The 21,342-nt window shown below is 73.0% G+C and carries 16 protein-coding genes; 6 read left to right on the forward strand and 10 right to left on the reverse strand.

Annotated features, from left to right (window positions below):
- Positions 1-74 precede the first annotated feature (74 nt).
- A complete protein-coding gene (locus SLAV_RS02615) occupies positions 75-1,235 on the reverse strand; it encodes an ROK family transcriptional regulator (protein ID WP_199922215.1) in 1,161 nt (386 codons plus the stop codon).
- A gap of 174 nt (positions 1,236-1,409) precedes the next feature.
- Between SLAV_RS02615 and SLAV_RS02620 the strand changes: the two genes are divergently transcribed.
- Both SLAV_RS02620 and SLAV_RS02625 read left to right on the forward strand, forming a co-directional pair.
- On the forward strand, positions 1,410-3,539 hold the full coding sequence (locus SLAV_RS02620) for an alpha-galactosidase (protein ID WP_030236980.1): 2,130 nt from the start codon (positions 1,410-1,412) through the stop codon (positions 3,537-3,539).
- A gap of 46 nt (positions 3,540-3,585) precedes the next feature.
- A complete protein-coding gene (locus tag SLAV_RS02625; protein WP_030236982.1) occupies positions 3,586-4,437 on the forward strand; it encodes an alkaline phosphatase family protein in 852 nt (283 codons plus the stop codon).
- 46 nt (positions 4,438-4,483) lie between these two features.
- Here SLAV_RS02625 and galK read toward each other — a convergent pair whose 3' ends face one another.
- The 7 genes from galK to SLAV_RS02660 form a co-directional block, all read right to left on the reverse strand.
- Positions 4,484-5,683 carry a galactokinase gene (gene galK / locus SLAV_RS02630; RefSeq protein WP_037688104.1) on the reverse strand — a complete coding sequence of 400 codons (1,200 nt, stop codon included), beginning with the start codon at positions 5,681-5,683 and terminating at the stop codon, positions 4,484-4,486.
- Positions 5,680-6,729 carry a galactose-1-phosphate uridylyltransferase gene (gene galT / locus SLAV_RS02635; protein ID WP_030236988.1) on the reverse strand — a complete coding sequence of 350 codons (1,050 nt, stop codon included), beginning with the start codon at positions 6,727-6,729 and terminating at the stop codon, positions 5,680-5,682. The genes galK and galT overlap by 4 nt, the downstream gene beginning before the upstream one ends.
- A 110-nt stretch (positions 6,730-6,839) precedes the next feature.
- Complete coding sequence (locus SLAV_RS02640; RefSeq protein ID WP_030236992.1) at positions 6,840-7,853, reverse strand: LacI family DNA-binding transcriptional regulator; 1,014 nt, start codon at positions 7,851-7,853, stop codon at positions 6,840-6,842.
- Complete coding sequence (locus tag SLAV_RS02645; protein WP_078950554.1) at positions 7,850-9,634, reverse strand: glycoside hydrolase family 36 protein; 1,785 nt, start codon at positions 9,632-9,634, stop codon at positions 7,850-7,852. The genes SLAV_RS02640 and SLAV_RS02645 overlap by 4 nt, the downstream gene beginning before the upstream one ends.
- Before the next feature lie 2 nt (positions 9,635-9,636).
- The gene (locus SLAV_RS02650) at positions 9,637-10,467 is read right to left on the reverse strand and encodes a carbohydrate ABC transporter permease (protein WP_030236997.1); all 831 of its coding nucleotides are present in this window, start codon (positions 10,465-10,467) and stop codon (positions 9,637-9,639) included.
- On the reverse strand, positions 10,464-11,387 hold the full coding sequence (locus tag SLAV_RS02655) for a carbohydrate ABC transporter permease (protein ID WP_037688107.1): 924 nt from the start codon (positions 11,385-11,387) through the stop codon (positions 10,464-10,466). Before SLAV_RS02655 ends, SLAV_RS02650 begins: the two co-directional genes overlap by 4 nt.
- On the reverse strand, positions 11,384-12,730 hold the full coding sequence (locus SLAV_RS02660; protein ID WP_030237002.1) for an ABC transporter substrate-binding protein: 1,347 nt from the start codon (positions 12,728-12,730) through the stop codon (positions 11,384-11,386). The genes SLAV_RS02655 and SLAV_RS02660 overlap by 4 nt, the downstream gene beginning before the upstream one ends.
- 216 nt (positions 12,731-12,946) lie before the next feature.
- Between SLAV_RS02660 and SLAV_RS02665 the strand changes: the two genes are divergently transcribed.
- The 4 genes from SLAV_RS02665 to SLAV_RS02680 all read left to right on the forward strand — a co-directional run bounded on the left by SLAV_RS02665 (position 12,947) and on the right by SLAV_RS02680 (position 18,667).
- Positions 12,947-14,941, forward strand: coding sequence for a carbohydrate-binding protein (locus SLAV_RS02665; RefSeq protein WP_030237005.1), 1,995 nt, complete (start codon positions 12,947-12,949; stop codon positions 14,939-14,941).
- Between the two features lie 131 nt (positions 14,942-15,072).
- Positions 15,073-16,599: an alpha/beta fold hydrolase gene (locus tag SLAV_RS02670; RefSeq protein WP_030237008.1), complete on the forward strand. Its 1,527-nt coding sequence runs from the start codon at positions 15,073-15,075 to the stop codon at positions 16,597-16,599.
- Positions 16,600-16,643: 44 nt separating this feature from the next.
- Positions 16,644-17,351, forward strand: coding sequence for a response regulator transcription factor (locus SLAV_RS02675; protein ID WP_030237010.1), 708 nt, complete (start codon positions 16,644-16,646; stop codon positions 17,349-17,351).
- The gene (locus SLAV_RS02680; RefSeq protein ID WP_051841280.1) at positions 17,351-18,667 is read left to right on the forward strand and encodes a HAMP domain-containing sensor histidine kinase; all 1,317 of its coding nucleotides are present in this window, start codon (positions 17,351-17,353) and stop codon (positions 18,665-18,667) included. The genes SLAV_RS02675 and SLAV_RS02680 overlap by 1 nt, the downstream gene beginning before the upstream one ends.
- A 26-nt stretch (positions 18,668-18,693) precedes the next feature.
- Here SLAV_RS02680 and SLAV_RS02685 read toward each other — a convergent pair whose 3' ends face one another.
- Together SLAV_RS02685 and SLAV_RS02690 are read right to left on the reverse strand one after the other, a co-directional pair.
- Positions 18,694-19,581, reverse strand: a complete 888-nt coding sequence (locus SLAV_RS02685; protein ID WP_030237015.1) for a hypothetical protein — start codon at positions 19,579-19,581, stop codon at positions 18,694-18,696.
- Positions 19,582-19,650: 69 nt separating this feature from the next.
- Positions 19,651-21,222 carry an AMP-binding protein gene (locus SLAV_RS02690; protein WP_030237018.1) on the reverse strand — a complete coding sequence of 524 codons (1,572 nt, stop codon included), beginning with the start codon at positions 21,220-21,222 and terminating at the stop codon, positions 19,651-19,653.
- Positions 21,223-21,342 lie beyond the last annotated feature (120 nt).

A 21,342-nucleotide genomic window follows, 5' to 3' on the forward strand; every position in this document is an offset into this window, starting at 1 on the left:
TTCGGCCCGGCCGGTGCCCTTCGTCAGTGCTTGCCGGCAGAGAAGGGCGCCGGGCGGGTGGGCCGTGTGCGGTGCTACGGGAACAGCGCCTGTACGGCGACCGCCGCGGCACCGCGGGCCCATTCCTCCCAGGGGAGGGGGCGCAGCGACAGCGGGCACCGGCCCGCCGCCCCGAAGGTGTGGGACGCGTAGGCGTCCTTGATGTGCTGTCCGAAGAGGTCGTAGGTGTCGGTCCCCTCGCCGCTCACGACGACGCGTTCCGGGCCGACGAGATTGACGAGCGTGGCGATGGCGACGCCGATCGCGCGTCCGGCGCGGGCGAACGCCTCGCGGGCCACGGGGTTCCCCTCGCGGGCCATCTCCACGGCCTGCTCGAACGCGAGCCCTCGGAGGCCGGTGCCCCGGCGGACCGCTTCGAGGATCGCGCCGCTCGACGCGATCGCCTCGACGCAGCCGGCCGATCCGCAGCGGCAGCGGGGGCCGGCCGGGTCGACGCAGATGTGCCCCATCTCCCCGGCCACTCCGTAGGCGCCCTTCACCAGCTGTCCGTTGACGACGATGGCGGAGCCGATGCCGGCGCCGATCGTGACCAGCGCGAAGTAGCCGGTGCCGACTCCCTCCCCGAACCACCAGTGTTCGGCGATCGTGAGGGCCTTGACGTCGTTCTCGACGGTGACGGTGAGGCCGGTGGAGGCGCTCACCATCGCGGCGAGCGGGACGTCGCTCCAGCCGAGGCGGCCGGAGAAGCGGACCCGGCCGCTCGCGCGGTCCACGTCGCCCGAGACCGCGATGCCCAGGTGCCGGGTCCGTTCGCGGAACGCGGGTTCGGCGTCGAGCAGTTCGCCGACCAGTTCGGTCAGGAGCCCGCTCACCGCCTCGGGCCGGCAGTCGCCGAGTGTCCGGCCCGCTGTCGCCCGGACCCGGGCCCGCAGGTCGCACACCACGCCGAACAGCCGGTCGTCGCTGATCTTCACGCCGACGAAGAACTCCCGGTCCGGCGTGACCGCCAGCGGGTTGACGGGCCGTCCGGCCCCTGGAGCGGTGCGTTCCGGGGCGAGTTCGTGCAGGTAGCCGTCGTCGATGAGCGGTCTCGCGGCCTTGGTGATGGCCGTCGAGGACAGCCCCGTCCGGCGCGCGAGTTCGACCCGGCTGAGCGGGCCCTCGGCCAGGAGCAGGGCGAGGACCGCGGTTTCGGCCGGTGCGGTGACCAGTGGTCGGGAGTCGTTTCGAAACACGGGTGCAACGTAGAGCAAATAAATAACTTCGTCCAGTATTGATTTCCCACCCGTCCCCGCCCTAACCTCTGGCCCAACTCGCGGACAGTACACGGGCGTTCGGCCCGGAGGGGTTCTCGCTCGCAGCACCCTGCGTACGGCCGTGGTCCTTTCCGCATCCTTGGAGACCCCTTCGTGCCTGCCGCGCTCCCGCTCGCCGCCTTCGACCCCGGCTCCGACGTCGCCCTCCTCCGCACGCCGAACAGCGTGTACGCCCTGCGCATCGGCCCCGACGGGAGCCCGCGGCACCTGTACTGGGGCGCGCCGCTCGACGCCCCGGACCTCTCCCGGCTGCCGGACCCGGCCTCGCCCGCCGCCAGCAGCTTCGAAGCCGACGCCGCCGCCGACGAACTCGCTCCGCAGACCGGTGCCCGGTTCGGCCCGGCGGGCCTCCAGGTCCGGTTCGCCGACGGGACGAGCGGCGCCCAGTGGCGGTTCACCGGACACACCGTCGACGGCGGCGAGCTGCGCCTGCGCCTCTCTGACCGCCGCTATCCCCTGCGCGCCGAGCTGTGCTACCGCGTGCGCCCCGGCAGTGACGTCATCGAACGCTGGGTGGAGCTCACCCACACCGGGACGGCGGACGAGGACGGGGCCGGGCCCATCACCGTCGACCGGCTGGACTCGGCCTCCTGGACGGCCCCCGCGCTGGCCGACTACCGGCTCAGCCACCTCACGGGCGGCTGGAACAGCGAGTTCCAGCTCCACCGGGACCGGCTCCCCGTCGCCGAGACGGTCCTCACGAGCCGCCGGGGGCTCACCGGCCACCACGCCGGCCCCTGGCTGGCGCTCGACGACGGCACCGCGTCGGAGGACCGGGGCGAGGTGTGGAGCACCGCCCTGGCCTGGAGCGGGAGCTGGCGCATCACGCTCCACCGCGACCCGGTCGGCCGCACCACCTGGACCGGCGGATTCGGGCACGAGGGCCTGCGCTGGACGCTCCGGCCGGGCGAGAGCCTGCACACCCCCGTGTTCGCCGGCCTCTACACCCCGCACGGATTCGGCGCGGCCAGCCACGCCTGGCACGGTCACATCCTGGACCACGTGCTGCCCGACCCCGGCCGGGACCTGCCCGTCCTCTACAACTCCTGGGAGGCCACCGGCTTCGGCGTCGACCAGCCGGGACAGGTCCGGCTGGCCCGGCTGGCCGCCCGGACCGGCGCCGAACTCTTCGTACTGGACGACGGCTGGTTCGGCGCGCGGCGCAGTGACGAAGCGGGGCTCGGCGACTGGGTACCGCGCCAGGACGCCTTCCCGGACGGCCTGCGCCCCCTCGCCGACGAGGTCCACCGCCTCGGCATGGAGTTCGGCCTGTGGGTGGAGCCCGAGATGGTCAACCGCGACAGCGACCTGTACCGCGCCCACCCGGACTGGGTCCTCCACTCCCCCACCCGCGAGGCGACCGAGCTGCGCAACCAGCTCGTACTGAACTTCGCCCGGCCCGAGGTGGAGGCCTGGGCCCACCACACCCTCGACGCCCTGGTCCGCGACCACCGGGTCGACTGGCTCAAGTGGGACGCCAACCGCGCCTTCACCGAGGCCGGCTGGGCCGGGCATCCCGATCCGGACCGGCTCTGGATCGACCACACCCGGGCCGTCTACCGCGTCATGGACCGGCTCCGGGCCGGCCACCCGGGCCTGCGCATCGAGGCGTGCGCCGGTGGCGGCGGACGGGTCGACCTCGGCATCCTCGCCCGCACCGACCAGGCCTGGACCTCCGACAACACCGATCCCGTCGACCGGATCGCGATCCAGGACGGCTTCAGCCAGCTCTTCCCCGCCCGGGTGATGGCCGCGTGGGTCACCGACAGCCCCAACGTCACCACCGGACGGCTCACCCCGCTGCGGTTCCGCTTCCACGTGGCCATGTCCGGCGCGCTGGGTCTCGGCGGCGACCTGACGGCCTGGTCCGAGGAGGAACTCGACGAGGCCGCCGGGCTCGTGGCCGAGTACAAGCGGATCCGTCCGCTGGTGCAGTACGGCCGCCGGCACCGCGTCAGGGGGGCGGAGGGGGTGAGCGCCGTCCACTACGCCGCCGAGGACGGCGGTGAACACGCCGTGCTCGCCTGGCGTCCCTCGGCCCGGTTCGGCCACCGTCCCGCCCCCGTCAGACTGCCCGCGCTCGACTCCGGCGCCCACTACCTGGACCCGGAGCTGGAGCACGTGCACAGCGGCGCCGTCCTGGTCCAGCGCGGACTCGACCTGCGGCTGCCCGCGGGCGACCACGCGAGCCGGCTGATCCGGCTGGTCCGCGTCACGCCCTGACCGCACCCCGACCGCAATACCCGCCCACGGACACCCTGGACCCGCCATGGACAACCGCCACGTTCTGGTCGTCGGCATCGACGGCGTACGGCTCGACCTGCTGCCGGAGCTGGACACCCCCCATCTCGACGAAGTGGCCCGCGCGGGCTTCCTGGCGCCCGTCGAGATCGACGACGCCACGCCGACCATGTCCGGTCCGTGCTGGACCACCGTCGTGACCGGGGTCGGCGTCGCCAAACACGGGGTGTGGGGCAACCGGCTCGACGGCAACCGGCTGGACGTCTTCCCCGACTTCACCACCCGCCTGGCCCTCGAATGCGGACGGCGCACCTTCGCCGTCGGCGGCTGGGCACCCCTGTTCCTCGCCCGACAGGGCGGGCCGCTCTTCACCGCCCCCAGCCGGCTGAGTTTCATCGCCCCCCGCGAGGACACCCCCGCGGCCTGGGAGGAGGCCGACGAGGCGGTGGCGGCCGAGGCCGCCCGCGTACTGGGCTCCGGGGAGGAGCTCCACGCCTCCTTCGTCTACCTCGGCGCCGTCGACGAGACCGCCCACTTCCTCGGCTGCGGCCAGGAGTACCGCCGCTCGATCGAGACGGCGGACCGCCGCCTGGGACGGATCGTCGAGGCCGTGCGCGAGCGCCCCGGCCGCGCCGGGGAGCGGTGGACGTTCATCGTGGTCACCGACCACGGCCACCGCGAGGAGGGGGGCCACGGAGGCCGCAGCGAGCGGGAGCGCACCGCCTGGGTGGCCGCGTGCGGCCCCGGCCTGCCGGCCGTCCCGGCCGGCGCGACCGTGCCGGCGGTCCGGCACGCCGACGTCGCCGCGCACGTCTACGCCGCGCTCGGCATCGTCCAGGATCCCCACTGGACCCTGGACGGCGCCGCGTTCACCGCCTGACCACCGTCGGCTCCACGGCCCTCGCGGCCCGCCCCGGTCCGGTGGCCTACCGCGTCCCGCCGCCGGGTGCGAGGCGGCGGGCCCCGGCCGACGGGGTCGCGGCGAACAGGCGCGGGGGGCGGTGGCCGGCCGCTTCGAAGGCGGCCGTGACGGCCCCGCCCACCGCGTCCTCCCGCTCCGCCTCCACCAGCGCGATGACGGAGCCGCCGAAGCCGCCCCCCGTCATCCGGGCGCCGAGCGCCCCGGCGTCCAGCGCGGCGCTCACGGCGAGGTCGGTCTCCGGGCACGAGACCCGGTAGTCGTCCCGCAGCGAGGCGTGTCCCGCGGTGAGGATCGGGCCGAGGGCCGCCGGATCGCCCTCCCGCAGCCGGGAGACGGCCTCCGTGACCCGGGCGTTCTCGGTCACCACGTGGCGCACCAGGGGCGCGAGTTCCGTCGGCAGGGCCTCCACGGCCTCGGGCAGTCCCCCGGCGTCCAGGTCGCGCAGGGCGGGCAGCCCGAGCAGCGCGGCCGCGCGTTCACAGCCCGCGCGCAGGGCGGCGTACGCCCCGTCGCCGAGGTCGTGGGCGACCCGGGTGTCCATCACCAGCAGCCCCAGCCCCCGGCCCCGGAGGTCGAGCGGGACCTGCCGGTGGTCCTGCGGGGTACGGGCGTCGAGATGGAGGGCGGCCTCGGCGGTGCAGCAGACCGAGGCCATCTGGTCCATGATCCCGCAGGGGACGCCCGCGAAGGCGTTCTCCGCGCGCTGGGCGGTCCGGGCGAGTTCGGGCCCGGACAGCCCCAGCCCGTGCAGCGCGTCGTAGGCGACGGCGACCGCGCACTCCAGCGCCGCCGAGGAGGAGAGGCCGGCGCCGGTGGGCACCGTGCTGTCGAAGTGCAGGTCCGCTCCCCCGACGGCGTGGCCCGCCTCCGTGAGCGCCCAGACCACTCCGGCCGGGTACGCGGCCCAGCCGGTCACCGCGCCCGGGGCCAGTGCGGCCACGGCCAGTTCGACGGTCCGCCCCCCGCCCTGCGCGCTGTGCAGCCGCAGCCGTCCGTCCGTACGCGCCCGGGCGGCGAGCAGGGTGTTCTGCGGGAGGGCGATGGGCAGGGCGAACCCGTCGTTGTAGTCGGTGTGTTCACCGATGAGGTTCACCCGCCCCGGCGCCGCCCAGACCCCGTCCGGGGGCCCTCCGTAGAGCCTCGCGAAGGCGTCCGCGACACCGTCGGCCCGGCTGTCCTCGTCCCACCGGTCGCCACGGTTCACGCCAGGGCCTCCCGCAGTCGTCGCGCGGCCTCCTCGGGGGCCACGTCGTTGATGAAGGCCTCCGTCCCGGACTCCGTCCCGGCGAGGAACTTGAGCTTGTCGGGGGTCCGCCGCACGGTGAACAGCTCCAGGTGCAGGGCCAGTTCCTCGCCCCCGGTGCGCGGGGCCTGGTGCCAGGCCGAGATGTACGGGGTGGGGGCCGGTCCCTGCGGCCGCCCCGGTACGGGGAACAGCCGGTCGAACCGGCGCAGCAGGTCCAGGTAGAGCTCCGGGAACTCGGCCCGCTCGGCCTCGTTGAGGCGGGTCAGATCGGGGACCCGGCGGTGCGGGTGGAGGTGGACCTCGTACGGCCAGCGGGCGGCGTAGGGCACGAAGGCGGTCCAGTGCTCCCCGGCCGTCACCACCCGGTCGGTGGCGGCGCGGGCGTCCGACAGCAGGTCCTCGAAGAGGTTGCGTCCGGTGGCGGCGCGGTGTGCGGTCGCGGCGGCCGTCATCTTGGCGGTGCGGGGCGTGACGAAGGGGAAGGCGTAGATCTGGCCGTGCGGGTGGGCGAGGGTCACCCCGATCTCGGCCCCCCGGTTCTCGAAGCAGTACACCTGCTCCACTCCCGGGAGGGCCGAGAGCTCCGCGGTGCGGTCGGTCCACGCGTCCAGGACCAGGCGGGCGGCGGCCGGGGTGAGGTCGGCGAAACCGGCCGCGTGCTCCGGGGTGAAGCACACCACCTCGCAGCGTCCGGTCCCGCCCGCCAGGGAGGGGAAGCGGTTCTCGAAGACGGCCACCTCGTAGTCGGCGGCCGGGATCTCGCTGAGCCGGCCGTCCCGCGAGGGGCAGAGCGGGCATTCGCCGGCGGGCGGGTGGTAGGTGCGGTCCTGGCGGTGGGAGGCGATGGTGATCCAGTCGCCGGTCGCCGCGTCCCGCCTCAGTTGCGGGTGACTGCTCACCCGGTCCAGCGGGCGCAGATCGGGCGCGTCGCGCACGGCGCCTTCGTCGGTGTCGAAGTAGATCAGTTCGCGGCCGTCCGCGAGTTTCGCGAGAGTCTTCTTCACCCGCCAAGACTAAACAGATTCCAAAGCAAATCAACAGTTCTGTGCGGCGAACTCTACTGAATCCAACACCGCTCGCTGTCGCCCTGTTGCTTTCCGGCCGGAACGCCGGGTCAGGCTCCGGGAGGGGGCTCCGCGGGCGCCGGCCCGGTGGTCGCCCGGATGACCAGCTCGGGGTCGAACAGCAGCTCCCCCGTCGGCACGTCCCTGTTGCTCACCAGCGCCAGTACGCTGCGGCCCACCTCCAGCGCCAGCCGGTCGGCGGGCTGGCGCACCGTGGTCAGGGGCGGGTCCGTGAACTCGGTGATGGCCGAGCCGTCGTAGCCCACCACCGATACGTCCCCGGGCACCGAACGTCCCTGCCGCCGCACGCCCCGGATCGCCCCGAGGGCCATGTAGTCGCTGGCGGCGACGATCGCGGTGGCGCCCAGGGCCAGCAGCGGGCCGACGGCGGCCTGGCCGCCCTCCACCGTGTAGGACTGCCGGATGACCCAGCGCTGCGGGTCCTCGATGCCCCGCCTGGCCATGGCGTCCAGGAAGCCGCGCACCCGGCGGTCGGCGGGCTGGTTGCCGGCCGGTCCCGAGGCCATCCCGATCCGGCGGTGGCCCAGCCGGTGGAGGTGGTCGACGGCCAGTTCGGCGGCGAGGGCGTCGTCGGTGGAGAAGACCGGGGTGGGCACCCCGTCCGCGAACTCGCCGTTGATCCCGACGTAGGGGACGCGGCGCTGGCGCAGCAGTTCGTACGTCTCGGTGTCGGCGCCGTCGACGGTGTTGGACGCGGACAGGAACACCACGGCCGCGACCCCCTTGTCCACGAGCGCGGAGATGAAGTCCCGCTCCTGTACCCCGCCGGGGAAGGCGGGGCACAGGATCGTCTTGAGTCCGTGCGGGGCGAGGGCCGACTCGATGCGCTCGGCGACATCGGCGAAGAACGGGTTGGAGACGAACTCGGTGATCACCGCGACCAGTTGGCCCTGGACCTGCCGCTCGTACCCGAGCTCCGTCATGGCCTGCTCGACCGCGTCCCGGGTCTTCTTCGACACGCCCTGGCGTCGGTTGATCACCCGGCTGACGGTCGCCTCGCTGACCTGAGCGCGTGCTGCGACCTCGGTGATCCCGACCTTCATCGCGGTCCTTCCGTGATCGTGAGCGATGCCATACCGCCGCGCGGCACGGCCAGCGAGCGCGCTCCCTCCGGCAGATACGTCGGCGGGTCGTCCATGATACGGCCGTCGGGCCCGTGGACCACGCCCCGCACCCGGCCCCCTGCGCCCAGTACCTCGACCATCACCCGGTCCCGGTCCGAGCCGTTGACCACGTGGAAGTGCCGGTACGCGGAGAGGTCCAGCGGGACGACCCGGTCGCCGTGGACGCTCAGCAGGCAGTGCTCCCCGGAGCCCGCCCGCACCAGCGGGTACAGCTCGTCGGGCCGGCCCGGTTCCACCTCCCCGTCGAGCAGCAGCTCCCGGTGCTGCCGCCACCGCCCCAGCCAGAAGCCGATCGCCTCCCGGTGCGCGGCGGGCACCCGGTCCAGGCGTACGGAGATCTGCGGCACCGAGTGCAGGGCCCCGATCAGCTGCCGGGCCACCGTGGTCACGGGCGCGTCGGCCGACCACAGGAGCATGTCGGAGTGGACGGCCCCGCCGACGGCGAGCAGTGCCGTGTCCAGGGTGCGGACCCGGTTGGCGGTGGCGTCGGCCGGGCAGTCGAAGGAGCGCAGCATGTTGCCGAAGGGGGCCATGCCGGGTCCGGTGTAGGGCTGGCGCAGTTCCAGCAGTACGCCCGGCCGGACGGATTCCAGGGCCGCGCGCAGCTGCGCCAGCAGGGTCACCATGGCGCGGCCGACGTCCCCCGCGCCGTCGCCCGCGTACACCATGGCCTGGTCGAGGAAGTCGAGCTTCAGTCCGTCGAGCCCGTGGGCGCGGACCAGCCGGACGCAGAGCCCGACGACGTGCTCGCGCACCTCGGGGCGGCGGGGGTCGAGCACGTGCGCGCCGGGCACGGTGGCGGGGGCGGGCGCGTACTCCGCCAGGCGGCCGTGGCAGGCGGCCTGGGGGCCGAGCAGCAGGGGCGCGACCCAGGCGAGGTAGCTCAGTCCGTGGGCGCGGACCCGGGCGACGTGGCCCGCGAAGTCGGGGAACTTGGCCCGGTCGGGCTCCCAGTCCCCGCAGCCGGCGTAGCCGCGCCCGTGGCCCAGTTCCTGCCAGCCGTCGTCGAGGATCAGCGCTCCGCAGCCGAGTCCGGAGGCCAGTGCGGCCTGGGTTTCGACGGCGGCCGCGTCGACGTCCTGGTTGAAGGCGTACCAGGTGGAGTAGACGGGGGTGCGGGCCTCTTCGGGGGCCGGCGGGAGCGGGGTCGCGGCGGCGAACCAGGCGCGCAGGGCCCGCATGGCCCGTGCCACCGAGGGTGAGCGGGGGACGAGCAGGATCCGGTGGGCCCGCGGCGAGGCGGGCAGGTGGAGGTGGACGACGTGGGTGTCGTTCTCCTCGGAGACCCCGAAGCGCAGGGTGGCCTCGGGCACCGGGTCGGCGGCGGCGAAGGTGAGCAGGGTGGCGCCCGTGTGGTCGTAGAGGCATCCGGCGGCGTGTCCGTCGACCAGCGAGACCCGGGAGCGGCCCTCCCAGTCGGCGAGGAGGGTGCGCCGCCAGCCGCCCTGCGGGTGCCAGTATCCGGCGGCGTCGCCGAGGGGCACGGAGAAGCGGATCTCGACGGGGGCGCCGTCGGCCCGTACCTCCAGCACGCGCAGGCCCCCGGGGAGTTCGCCGAGGGTCCAGCGGGGGTCGGTGCCGGGGGCGTGGGCGAGTACGGCGATCGCGACCCCGTCGAGCAGCGGCTCGTCCCGGGCGGGGGTCAGTCCCGCCGTGGTCACGGCCCCGGAGCCGTCGGACGGGGCGGTGGTGGTGTGCACGGTCACTCCTTCACGGCGCCGGCGAGCAGGCCGGACACGAAGTGGCGCTGCAGCGCCAGGAACACGAGGGCCATCGGGATCGCCGCGGCGGCCGTTCCGGCGAGGATCGCGCCGTAGTCGGTTTCGTCGAGGCCCTGCAGGGATGCCAGGGCCACGGGGATGGTGAACGTGGCGCTGTCGCGCAGGACGATGAGCGGCCAGATGAAGTCGTTCCACTGGTAGAGGAAGAGGAAGATCGCCAGGGCGGCCAGCGCCGGTTTCATGGGCGGGAGGACCACTTTCCGGAACAGCCGCAGTTCGCCGCAGCCGTCCATGCGCCCCGAGTCGAGGAGTTCGTCGGGGAGCGCGGCCATGGACTGGCGCATGAGGAAGATGCCGAAGGGCAGGGCCAGGTTGGGCATGATCACGGCCTGGTAGGTGCCCAGCCACCGGAGCTCGGCCATCATCTGGAAGAGCGGTACGAGGGTGACCTGGGCGGGGACCACGAGCCCGAGCATGAGCAGTGCGAACAGGGCCTCGCGGCCGCGGAAGCGGTACTTGGCGAAGCCGTACCCGGCCAGGGTGCAGACGGCTCCCGCGCACAGGGTGTAGATCACCGCGATGAGCAGGGAGTTGAGGACGACCCGGCCGAACCGCGCGGTGTCCTGAAGGCTGTGCAGGTTGGCCGCCAGGTGGCCGCCGGGCAGCAGCGGCGGCGGGCTGCCGAAGATCTCCCCCGAGCTGTGCGTGGCCCCGACGACGAGCCAGTAGAAGGGGATCAGGACGGCGGCGAGGACGATGGCGAGTCCGGAGGTGAGCAGGATGCTCCTGCCGCGGTGGCGGGCGGCGGTCATGACTTCTCCCCCAGGAGACGGAACTGGATCACGCCGAGGATGCCGATGAGGACGGCCAGGGCGTAGGCGATGGCGGAGGCGTATCCGAAGTCGAAGTACTTGAAGGCGTTCTGGTACAGGTACACGCCGATGGTCAGGGTGGCGTTGTCCGGGCCGCCCCCGGTGAGCACGTAGGGCTCGTCGAAGATCTGCAGGGTGCCGATGGTGGAGAGCACCGTGGTGAGCAGCAGCGCGGGGCGCAGGCCCGGCAGGGTGACGTGGCGGAAGGAGGTCCAGGCACCGGCTCCGTCCACGGCCGCCGCGTCGTAGAGCTCGGCGGGGACGGACTGCAGGCGGGCGAGCAGGATCACGGCGTTGTATCCGGTGTAGTGCCAGGTGAGCGCGAGGCCGAGGGAGACCTTCGCCCACAGGGGGTCGGTCAGCCACGGCACCGGGTCCAGTCCGGTGAGCCCCAGCAGCCAGTTGACGAGGCCGTATTCCTTGCCCAGCAGGATGGAGAAGACGATCCCGTACGCGACCAGACCGGTGACCATGGGCAGGAAGAAGCCCAGCCGGAACAGCGCGCGGCCGCGCAGCAGGGTGGAGTTCAGGGCCACGGCGAGGCCGGTGGCGAGGGCCAGCATGACCGGCACCTGGACGACGAGGATCACCGCGGTGTTCCTCAGGGCGGTCCAGAACAGCGAATCGTGCATCAGGCGCGTGTAGTTGTCGGCGCCGACGAACCGCTCGGTCCCGCCGACGCTCTTGTGCAGGCTGATCACGAAGGACCGGCCGATGGGGTAGATCTTGAAGACGGCGAAGAGGAGCAGCGCGGGCAGGACGAAGAGGTACGGTGCCACGCGCCGGCGCGGCCGGGGCCGCGGGGCCGTCCCCCGCCGGGCGACGGCCCGGCGTTCGCCGCCGGTGAGGGTGACGGTCATCGGGAGACCTTGCGTCCGGTCTGCCGGCCGAGCTGGTCGGCCGCCTCCTTGAGCACCTTCGCCGGGTCGGCGCCCGCGAGCAGCACCTTGGACTGGGCATCGGTGACGAGCTTGAGGGCGCGGGCGTAGTCGGCGGTGTAGTTGAAGGCGGACGAGGGGGCCTTGAGGGCCTCCAGGAAGACCTCGCCCTTCTTCTCACCGCCGAAGAAGGGCGACGGCTCGTGGAAGACCGCGTCGTCGTACGCCTTCATCAGGGCGGGGGCGATGCCCTTGCCCTTGTAGATCTGCACCTGGGAGGCCGGACGGGTGAGGACGAACTCGACGAAGGACCAGGCCGCGGCCTGGTGCTTGCTGGAGCCCGAGACGGCGAGGTGGGTGGAGTTGACGGTGGCCGCGGTGGAGCCGCCCCGGCGGACGGCCGGGGGAAGCCTGACCTTCCACTTCCCCGCTTCCTCGGGGACCTGTTCCTGGATGATGCCGCCGAACCAGGTGGGCATGGGCAGGACGGCCGCGGTCCCCTGCTTCAGGGAGCTCATCAGGGTGTTCCAGCCTCCCGCGAGATCGCTGACCAGGCCGGCGTCGTTCATCGTCTTGATGAGGGTCATGGCCTTCACGGCTTCCGGGGAGTCGAGCGTGATCTCGCCGGAGAGGCTGAAGTAGAAGGAGCCCTGCAGTTGGAGCAGCATCTGGAAGAAGTTGGCGGCGTCGGCCTGTGAGGCGGGCTTGTCGATGCCCAGCAGGTGGGCGCCGGTCTTCTGCTTGATCTCCTTGCCGGCCTCGATGGTCTCCTCCCAGGTCTGGAGGGCGCCGGCGTCCACCCCGGCCTTCTCGAAGAGGTCGGCGCGGTAGTAGAAGCCCGCCGAGTTCGCCTCCCACGGCAGGGCGTTGACGCGCTTGCCGTCGGGGGAGACCGTCTGCCACATGCCCTGGGCGAAGGCATCCCGGTAGGCGTTCGCGCCCAGCGGGCCGAGGTCGGCGAGGCCGCCGGGGAACTTCTCCACGTAGCCCGGCAGGTAGTCGACGCCGATGTGCAGGACGTCGGCGAGGCCCTGGCCGTGGGCGGCGAGGCCGGTGGTTATCTTGTCCCAGATCGCCGGGTTGCCGATGTCCTCGACCGTGACCTCGATCCCGGGGTACTTCTTGTTGAACTCGGGGACGAGGGCCTTCATTTCGGCGGCCGGGCCCTGCCAGGACCAGACCGAGATCCTGGCCTCGTCCTTGTTTCCGGCGGCCCCGTCCTGACCCGTGGCGCCCGTTCCGGAACAGCCGGTCAGGCCGGTCAGCCCGGCCCCCGCGGCGACCGCGCCGCCGATCCGCAGCACTCTCCGACGTTCCAGTTCCATGCCTGACCCACCCCTTGCTCGCACCGTTGCGGAAGCCGATGGGCCAGGACTGTAACGAGGCGCCTCCCGGCTTGCAAGAGATCGATGAAATCTTTCAGTCCGATCAGGCAGGCAGTTTTGACAAGTTCATTGCAAACCTTCAGAGGAGGTTGCTAGCGTGCCGCCCGCCCCGCGCCGTGCAGACCGGCCGGCCCCACCACAACCCGGGAGAACCCGATGACGCGTTCCCGTGTGTCGCTCCTGTCCGCCCTCGCCCTGCTGCTCCCGCTCACCCCGCTCGCCCTCGGGGGCCAGGCCTCGGCGGCGGCGCCGGGTCCGGCCGCGGGGCGGGCCGTACCGCCCGCGCCCGCCCCGCTCGCCGTCGTCAACCCGGGCTTCGAACAGGGCGCCGCGGGATGGCGGTTCACCCCCGGCACCGGAGTCGCCACGAACTACCCGCACGGCGCGTCCCGCCTCGCCTACCTGGACGCCGGGCCGGGGATGAAGGTGTCCCAGACCGTGACGGCCACCGGCCGCGGGACGTACGACATATCCGCCTGGATCGCGACGGGCGGACCGAACGGCCGGTACGTCGCCCGCGTCAACGGCACGGTCGCCGCCGCGCTGACCCTGCCGAGCGCCACGAACTACCGGCGCTACACGCTGAGCCGGATCACCCTCGCCCCCGGTGACATCCTGGAGATCGCCTTCGAGTCGGGGGACGGCTGGGTCAACGCCGACGACGTGATGGTCTCCCCCGCCTCCCCCGCGGACCCGAGGATCAGCTCCTCCGACCCCAAGATCGTCGAGATGTTCGACTGGTCCAAGCGCAAGGCCAACAGCTGGGTGCACCTGCCGGGCACCCAGGGCCCGCTCAACGTCGACGAGAACCACACCGGCGGCAGCGGCACCGGCACCTACGCCGCCTCCTACTGGGCCGGCTACGCCAACCGCAGCGGCTACTACTCGCGCGACACGGCCCACCAGCTGGCCGGCGCCGGGGTGCTCGCCCTGAACGCCGAGAACCGGACGATGCTCCGCTCCTTCGCCGCCTCCGCCACCCCCGAGCACAAGTACTACCCGGCCTGGGCCCTCAACTTCGACGCGAAGACCTACCTCTCGATCGACTACCGGGGCCCGGAGAACTTCGTCCGCGAGGTGCCCGCCACCTTCGAGCTGGTGCAGAAGGCCGAGGAGGCGTACCGCTGGAGCGGTGACCGCTCCTACCTCGACGACCCGGTCCTGTGGAACTTCTACCGGCACGCCACCGACGAGTTCGTCACCCTGCACGACGGGCTCAAGGACAACGGCGCGGTCAAGGTGGCCGAAGGCACCGGCCACGGCATCTTCCAGGGCACCGCCAGCTACAACGAGCAGAGCGGCGAGCCGCTCGCCGAGGCCGGCGACGCCATCGGCTCCCAGTACCAGGCCTACCTGGCGATGGCCTCGCTCGCCCGCGCCAAGGGGGACCGCGCGCTCGCCGACCGTTACGGGGCCAAGGCCCGGGACCTGAAGGCCTACTTCAACTCGACCTGGAGCGGGACCGGCTCGGGCGCGGACATGGTGCGCGGGTACACCACGGACGGGCGCGCCCTGACCGGCTGGGGCAAGGAGAACAGCTGGTTCATGCCGATGAAGCAGATCCTCGACCCGGGTCCGCGCCGCGAGGCCTACCTCGACTACATCGACCAGCAGGCCTCGGGCCCGGGCCGGCCCGACAACATCGAGGCCCTCACCTACCTGCCGGACACCTTCTTCCGGAACGACCGGGCCGACACCGGCTGGAAGTGGATGAAGGACGTCTACGACCACAAGGACATCCAGCACGTCAACACCAAGCAGGGAACCAACGGGGACTACCCCGAGGTCTCCTTCACCCTGCTCGGCCAGACCGTCGAAGGGCTGCTGGGAGTCGCCCCCGACGCGCCCGCGCACGCCCTGAGCACCCTGTCCCGGCTCCCCTCGGGGATGGACTGGCTGCAGATCGACGACCTCCGGATCGGCGACTCGGCCTTCTCCCTGCGCCACGACGGGAAGACCAGGTCCTCGCTCACGCACACCTCGGGCACCTGCTCCTACGCCTGGGAGGCCCGCTTCCCCGGCACGTATCCCACGCTGAAGGTCGACGGAGTGGCCCGGCCGGCCCGCACCAAGGTGATCGACGGGGTGACGTACACCTACGTGACCCCGGTCGTCGCCCCGGGCCGCACGGTCACGGTCGAGACCGGCTGAGCCCCGGGGCCGCACCCGGCCCCGGCACCGCCCGTTCCCCGCGCTCTTACACGCCTTTGCCGCCGCTCTTCCCCGGCCCTGTCACGGACCCGGCAAGGTCGTTCCCACACCGGAGGACGGAAGGGACGGACATGAGGACTTTCACGGGCGGGGCACGGCGGGCGGGACTGGCCGCGGGCACGCTGGCGCTGCTGCTCTCGGCACTGCCGCCGGCGAACGCCGCCGACCTGGCCGGGGGCGGCCCGCGGTGGTGCCCCACCGTGGCGGGGCACCGGGTCGACTGCGGCTCGCTGGAGCGCCCCCTGGTGGCGGGCGAGCCGGAACTCGGCACGATCGAGGTGGCCTACGCGGTCGTGCGCCACCGGGGGCCGGGCGCCGCCAGGGGGACCGTCGCGGTGAACCCCGGGGGCCCCGGCGAGGTGGCCATCGGCAAGGCCGCGGAGTTCGCCGCCGGGTTGGAGGGACTGCTGGAGGACCACGACCTGCTGCTCGTCGACCCCCGGGGCACCGGGAAGTCCGAGCACCTGCCGTGCGGGGTCACCGACGCCGAGTACCGCTTCGGCACGCGCCAGGAGCAGCGCGACGCCGTCGCACGCTGTGCCCGCGCCCTCGGCCCGCGCGCCCGGGGCTACACCACCGCGGCCACCGCCGACGACATCGACGCCGTCCGGGCCCGGCTCGGCGTGCGGCAGCTCACCCTCTACGGCCTCTCGTACGGCACCTATCTGATGCCGGTGTACGCGAGCCGCCACCCCGAGAGCGTGCGCGCCGTCGTGCTGTCCGGGGCCTACCCGCACGACTTCGACCCTCTCGTGCGGCCCAGTGCGCAGGCCGTCTCCCTGGCCCTGCGCCGGGTGTGCGAGCGTTCCGTGCCGAAGGCGTGCGACGGGGAGAAGGCCGTACGGGACCTCGCCACCACGGCCGCGCGGCTGCGGGAGCGGCCCCTCACCGTGCCGATCACGGCCGGGGGGAAGACGTACCGCGAGCGGTTCACCGAGGGCAAGCTCGCCAACCTCATGTTCGAGGCCGCGAGCCGGGGCGTGGGCATGGACCCGGCCGGACCCTCCCTGCTGGGGAGCGCGCCGTGGGCCCTCGACCGCTTCGTCAAGGGCGACACGGGACCGCTGCGCCGCCTGGTGCAGGAGGAGGGATCCTCCGGCGGCTCCGAGGACCAGGCCCCGTACATCGCGGTGGTCTGCAACGACTACCGCAAGGCATGGGCGACGGACGCCCCGCTGACCGTGCGGTGGCAGCAGTACCGCAAGGCCCTCGCGGGCGCCGGGCAGGGCGGGTTCGGCGCCTTCAGCGGCCAGGGGTTCAACGAGGGTCCCACGGACGGCGGGGACGTGTGCATGTCCTGGCCGCGCGGGAACACCGCGCGCCCGCAGCCCACCGACCTCGAACTGCCCGGCGTGCCGGTCCTCGTGCTCTCCGGGGACCTGGACGCCAACACCCCCGACGCCAACGGCCGCCTGGCGGCGGCGAGGTTCCGGGGCAGCGCCTTCTTCTCCGTGCGCAACGCGGGGCACGTGCCCGAGCTGGAGCCCACCGGCTGCGTCACGGGCGTCACCAGCCGCTTCATCCGCACCGGCACCCCCGGTGACACCTCCTGCCTGCAGGGACTGGCGCCGATCGCCGTCACTCCCGTGGGCCGCTGAGGGCCGACGTCGTGACCACGTCCGGCGGCGGCGAAGATGATCACATGACTGAGGTGAACGAGACCCGCCGGACGGTGTTGGTCGTCGAGGACGACCCCGGGGTGCGCAGCACCTTGGACCAGTTGCTGCGCTTCGAGGGGTACCGCGTCCTGCTGGCCTCCGACGGGCTCGAAGCCCTCGCCGTGCTCGAACGGGAGTCCCCCGATCTCGCGGTGGTGGACGTGGTCATGCCCGGTCTGGACGGGCTGGCGCTGTGCCGGATGCTGCGGCGCCGCGGCGACCGGCTGCCCGTACTTGTCCTGACGGCCCGCCACCAGATCGGTGACCGGGTGGCCGGTCTGGACGCGGGCGCCGACGACTACCTGTCCAAGCCGTTCGCCACGGAGGAACTGTTCGCCCGCATCCGCGCGCTGCTGCGCCGCACCGCGGACCCGCGGGACGTGGCGGACACCGGTGTGCTGGCCGTCGCGGACCTCACCCTCGACCCCGGTTCGCGGCGGGCGCACCGGGGATCGCGGATGCTGGACCTGACCAAGACCGAGTTCGACGTGCTGGAGCTGTTGCTGCACCACCAGGGCGCGGTCCTCACCCGGACCCGGATCTACGAGCGCATCTGGGGCTACGACTTCGACACCACCTCGCGTTCCCTCGACGTCTACGTCGGCTACCTGCGCCGCAAGACCGAGCAGGACGGCGCGCCACGGCTGATCCACACCGTGCGCAACGTCGGCTACACCGTCCGGGCCGAGTGATGCTGCGCGCCAAGATCACCCTGGTGGTCGTCGCGGCCGCCGCGCTCGCCATGACGCTCGCCGCCACCCTGTCGTACCGGGGCGTCAGCGATGTCGTGGCCGAGCAGTTCGACCGCGCGCTCCAGGACCGTGCCGTGACGGTCGTCGCCCTGCTCGGCGTCTCCCGTACTCCCCCGGTCCGGCCGGACACGACCGAGCAGGTGGTGGAGGCCGGGGGTGCCGTGCGCCCGTTGGATCCCGGCCGCGTGGCGCTGCCGGCTCCGGAGTCGGCCCTCGGCGTGGCCCGGGGGGAGCGGGACTCCGCCCGCGAGGACATCACCGTCGACGGTGCGGAGTACGGCGTCCTGACCGTGCCGCTGCCCGGTGGCGGCGCCCTGATGGTCGCCCAGCACTACGCGGGCGCCGAGCGCATCGACCACGCGTTCCTGTGGCGCGTCCCCTGGACGACCGTCGCCGCCACCGCCCTGTCGGCGCTGCTGAGCTGGCTCGCCCTGGACCGCATCCTGCGCCCGGTGCGCCGCCTGGCCCGCGTCACCCGGGACATCACCACCACCCAGGACCTCACCACCCCGCTGCCGTCTGCCGGACGGGACGAGATCGGCCAGCTGACCCGCAGCTTCGCCAGCATGCTCGCCGCCCTGCGCCGCTCCCGCGCACAGCAGCAGCGACTGGTCCAGGACGCCAGCCACGAGCTGCGCACCCCGCTGACCTCGGTGCGCGGCAGCGCGGAGCTGCTCCAGCGGGGGCGCGGCAGGCTCGCTCCCGAGGACGAGGAGCAGATCCTCACCACCCTGGTCACGGAGGCGGCCGCCCTCGACACGCTGGTCCGCGAGCTCGTCGACCTGGCCACGGACCGCTCCACCGAGGAGGAGCCGGGCGAGGTCGACCTGACCGCCGCGGCCGAGGAGGCCGCGCACCGCCACCGGCGGCGCACGGGCCGGACCGTCACGGTCACGGTCCACGGCCCGGTGCCGGTGCGGGCCCGACCGCGGGCGGTGCGGCGCTGCGTCGACAACCTGCTGAGCAACGCGCTGAAGTTCAGCCCCGAGGACACTCCCGTCACCGTCCACGTCGAGGGCGCCCGGCTGTCCGTGCGCGACCACGGTCCCGGTATCGCGCCGGACGAACGGTCGGCCGTCTTCGGCCGCTTCTACCGCGGCCCGCGCACCCAGGCGGTGCCGGGCTCCGGCCTCGGGCTCGCGATCGTGCACGACCTCGTCACCGCCGACGAGGGCACCGTCTTCGCCACCGCCGCCCCGGACGGCGGCGCCGAGGTCGGCTTCCGGCTCCCGCCCCACGCCCCGGCGGCCCGCTGAGGGAGCGCCGGGGCACAGGGCGCGCGTCAGATCTGCAGGGCTCCGGGGAACGGTCCGTGCCCGACGCCGGGCGCGGTCACGGCCAGCCAGCCGTGACCGCGCATGGGGGTGCTCTCGTCGATCGTCTCCGGGTCGACGGTCACCGTTTCCGCCACGCCGTTGGCGTTCGCCTCGCAGGAGGCGTTCGGCTCGTACAGGCCGGGTTCCCAGTACTCGTCTTCCGTCTGGGGGGTCTCCCAGGGCAGCGGGTCGCCCGTCCACGCCGGCTCGCGGTAGGTCCGGTAGGAGCGGATCACGCGGCCCTGCTCGGCGACGGCCCAGCCGTGGTCGTCGTCGTAGGCGTCCCGGAAGTAGAAGTGGGCCTGCCCGCAGTACGCGCTGACCCGGGCCAGGACCTCCTCCTCGGCGCACCCGGCCGCCGGGCCCCCGAACACCATCCGCCAGCCGTCGAACTCGGGCGTGACGAAGGCCCGCTGAACGGTCCTGCGCTCGCCGTCGGGGCCGGTCGTCACGGCCGTGTCGTGCTCCACCGCCGACATCCCCATGGCCATGGTGGCGGGGATGCGGTCGTGCAGCCCCAGGGCGTCGAAGACCCCCTCGTACGTGGCCGCCGGCACGGCGATCCACACGAACGGGCAGTGGTCGTCCAGCGGCCGGTCGGTCAGCAGCTTGATCCGCACGAGGCGCTCCAGCGCCCGCCGGTCCCGGGCGTCCAGCCCGTCCCCGGCACCGATCATCGCCAGCGCGTGCAGCGCGTGACGGCGCAGTGCGCCCGGCCCGTTCCGCCGTATCTCCAACAGGCCGCCGATCCCTTCGGATCCGAGCGCCTCCAGGTCCTTCTCCACCTGCCGCAGGGCGTCCCGTCGGGCGATCTGCAGCAGGAGTGACTCAAGTGTCGGGGTGTGCGTACTCATGGCGCCGACCCTAGAACAGGCGGGGAGGGGGCGGGGAGTTCACCGGCCGTCGCGTTCGCGCGGCCGGGGTCAGGGGGACGGGGCCGGCTCGGCCGCGCGGCTGCGGAGCAGCTTCTTGTCCGGCTTGCCCGCGTCGGTCAGGGGCAGCGCGTCGACGAAGACGATGCTCGCGGGCTCGTACATGGCGCCCTTCCTCTCCCGCACCACGGCGCGCAGTTCCTCCTCGCCGACGTCGGCGCCCGGAGCGCGCACGACCACCGCGTGGACGCGCTCCATGAGGTTGGCGTCGGGGACTCCGAGGACCGCGCTCTGCAGGACCTGCGGATGAGAGTTCAGCACGTCCTCCAGCTCGACCGTGTACACGTGGCCGCCCACCACCACGATCATGTCCTTGAGCCGGTCCACGATGGTGACGTAGCCGTCCCGGTCGACGAAGCCGATGTCACCGGTGCGGAGCCAGCCGTCGCGCAGCACCTCCGCGGTGAGCTCGGGCTGCTTCCAGTAGCCCTTCATCACGTGCCGGGAGCGTACGCAGATCTCGCCGTGCTCACCGGCGGGCAGGTCCCGTCCGTCGGCGTCGCGGACGGCGACCTCGACGCCTTCCATGATCTTCCCGGCGGTGCGCAGCAGCTCCGGGCGCCGTGGATCGTGGTCCTGGGGGGAGAGGATGCTGATCCCGCCGGCCTCGTTCTGGCCGTAGAACTGGTTCAGCACCGGGCCGAAGCGCCGGACCGCCGCCGCGAGGCGGGCCGGGGAGGAGGCGCAGCCCCCGTAGGTGAGCATCCGCAGGCTGGAGGTGTCGGTACGGTCGACCTCGGGGTGGTCCGTCAACTGGTAGAGCAGCGGCGGCAGCAGGAAGGTGTGGGAGATGCGCTCGCGCTCGATGGCGGCGAGCACGGCGCCGGCCTCGAACCCGTCCAGCAGGACCACGGTGCCCCCGCGGTGCAGCGTGCTGTCCGCCATGAGACCCGCCGCATGCGCGAGGGTGGTGCAAGCCAGGGCCCTGACCTGTCCCTCCTCGGACCAGTCCGGTCCGATCGACACCCACTGCTCGAAGGTCGTGCAGATGGCCTTGGGATGACCGGTGGTCCCACCGGTGTGGCGGATGGTGCAGATGTCCTGCGGACGCGCGGAGCCCGGTAACACCTCGGTGGACTCTTCAGCGGCGAGCCGCACCAGGTCCGGGCCCGGTCCGTCGGCTTCTCCTTCGCCTTCGCCTGCGCCTTCGCCTGCGCCGAGGACCAGCACCCGTTCCAGCGGCACCCGGCGGGCCAGGTCGGCGGCGCGTTCGCGGTGGGCGGGATCGACGATCAGCGCGCGGGTCTCGACGTCCCGCAGGATGTCGGCGTGCACGTCGGCCGAAAGTCCCGCGTAGAGGTGGTTCACGGCGCAGCCGAGCAGGCCGGCGGCGTAGCGGGCGGCGATCGTCTCGGGCAGGTTGCCGGAGAGGAGGGTGACCGTCTGCCCGCGGCTCACCCCTTGGGATCGCAGCGCGCGGGCCATGCCGTAGACCAGAGCGCGCAGTTCACCCGCGCTCACCCGTCGGTCGTGGTGTACCAGGGCCTCATGGTCCGGTTCCTTGGCCAGGGCTTCGAGTATCTCTTCCACGTGGCTGTGGAAAGTTTCGGCGGTGTCGTCCATACCGGTCCCCATTGGTTGACTTGAGCAACTAGCGGGAGGTTAACGGCCACTGATCCACAGGCCCAAGCGGAACGCCGACATCCAGCCAACACCGCCCTGCGCTCCCACCGCCGACGGGAC

The sequence above is a fragment of the Streptomyces lavendulae subsp. lavendulae genome (genome assembly GCF_002803845.1).
In the GTDB taxonomy this organism is placed as follows: Bacteria; Actinomycetota; Actinomycetes; order Streptomycetales; family Streptomycetaceae; genus Streptomyces; species Streptomyces lavendulae.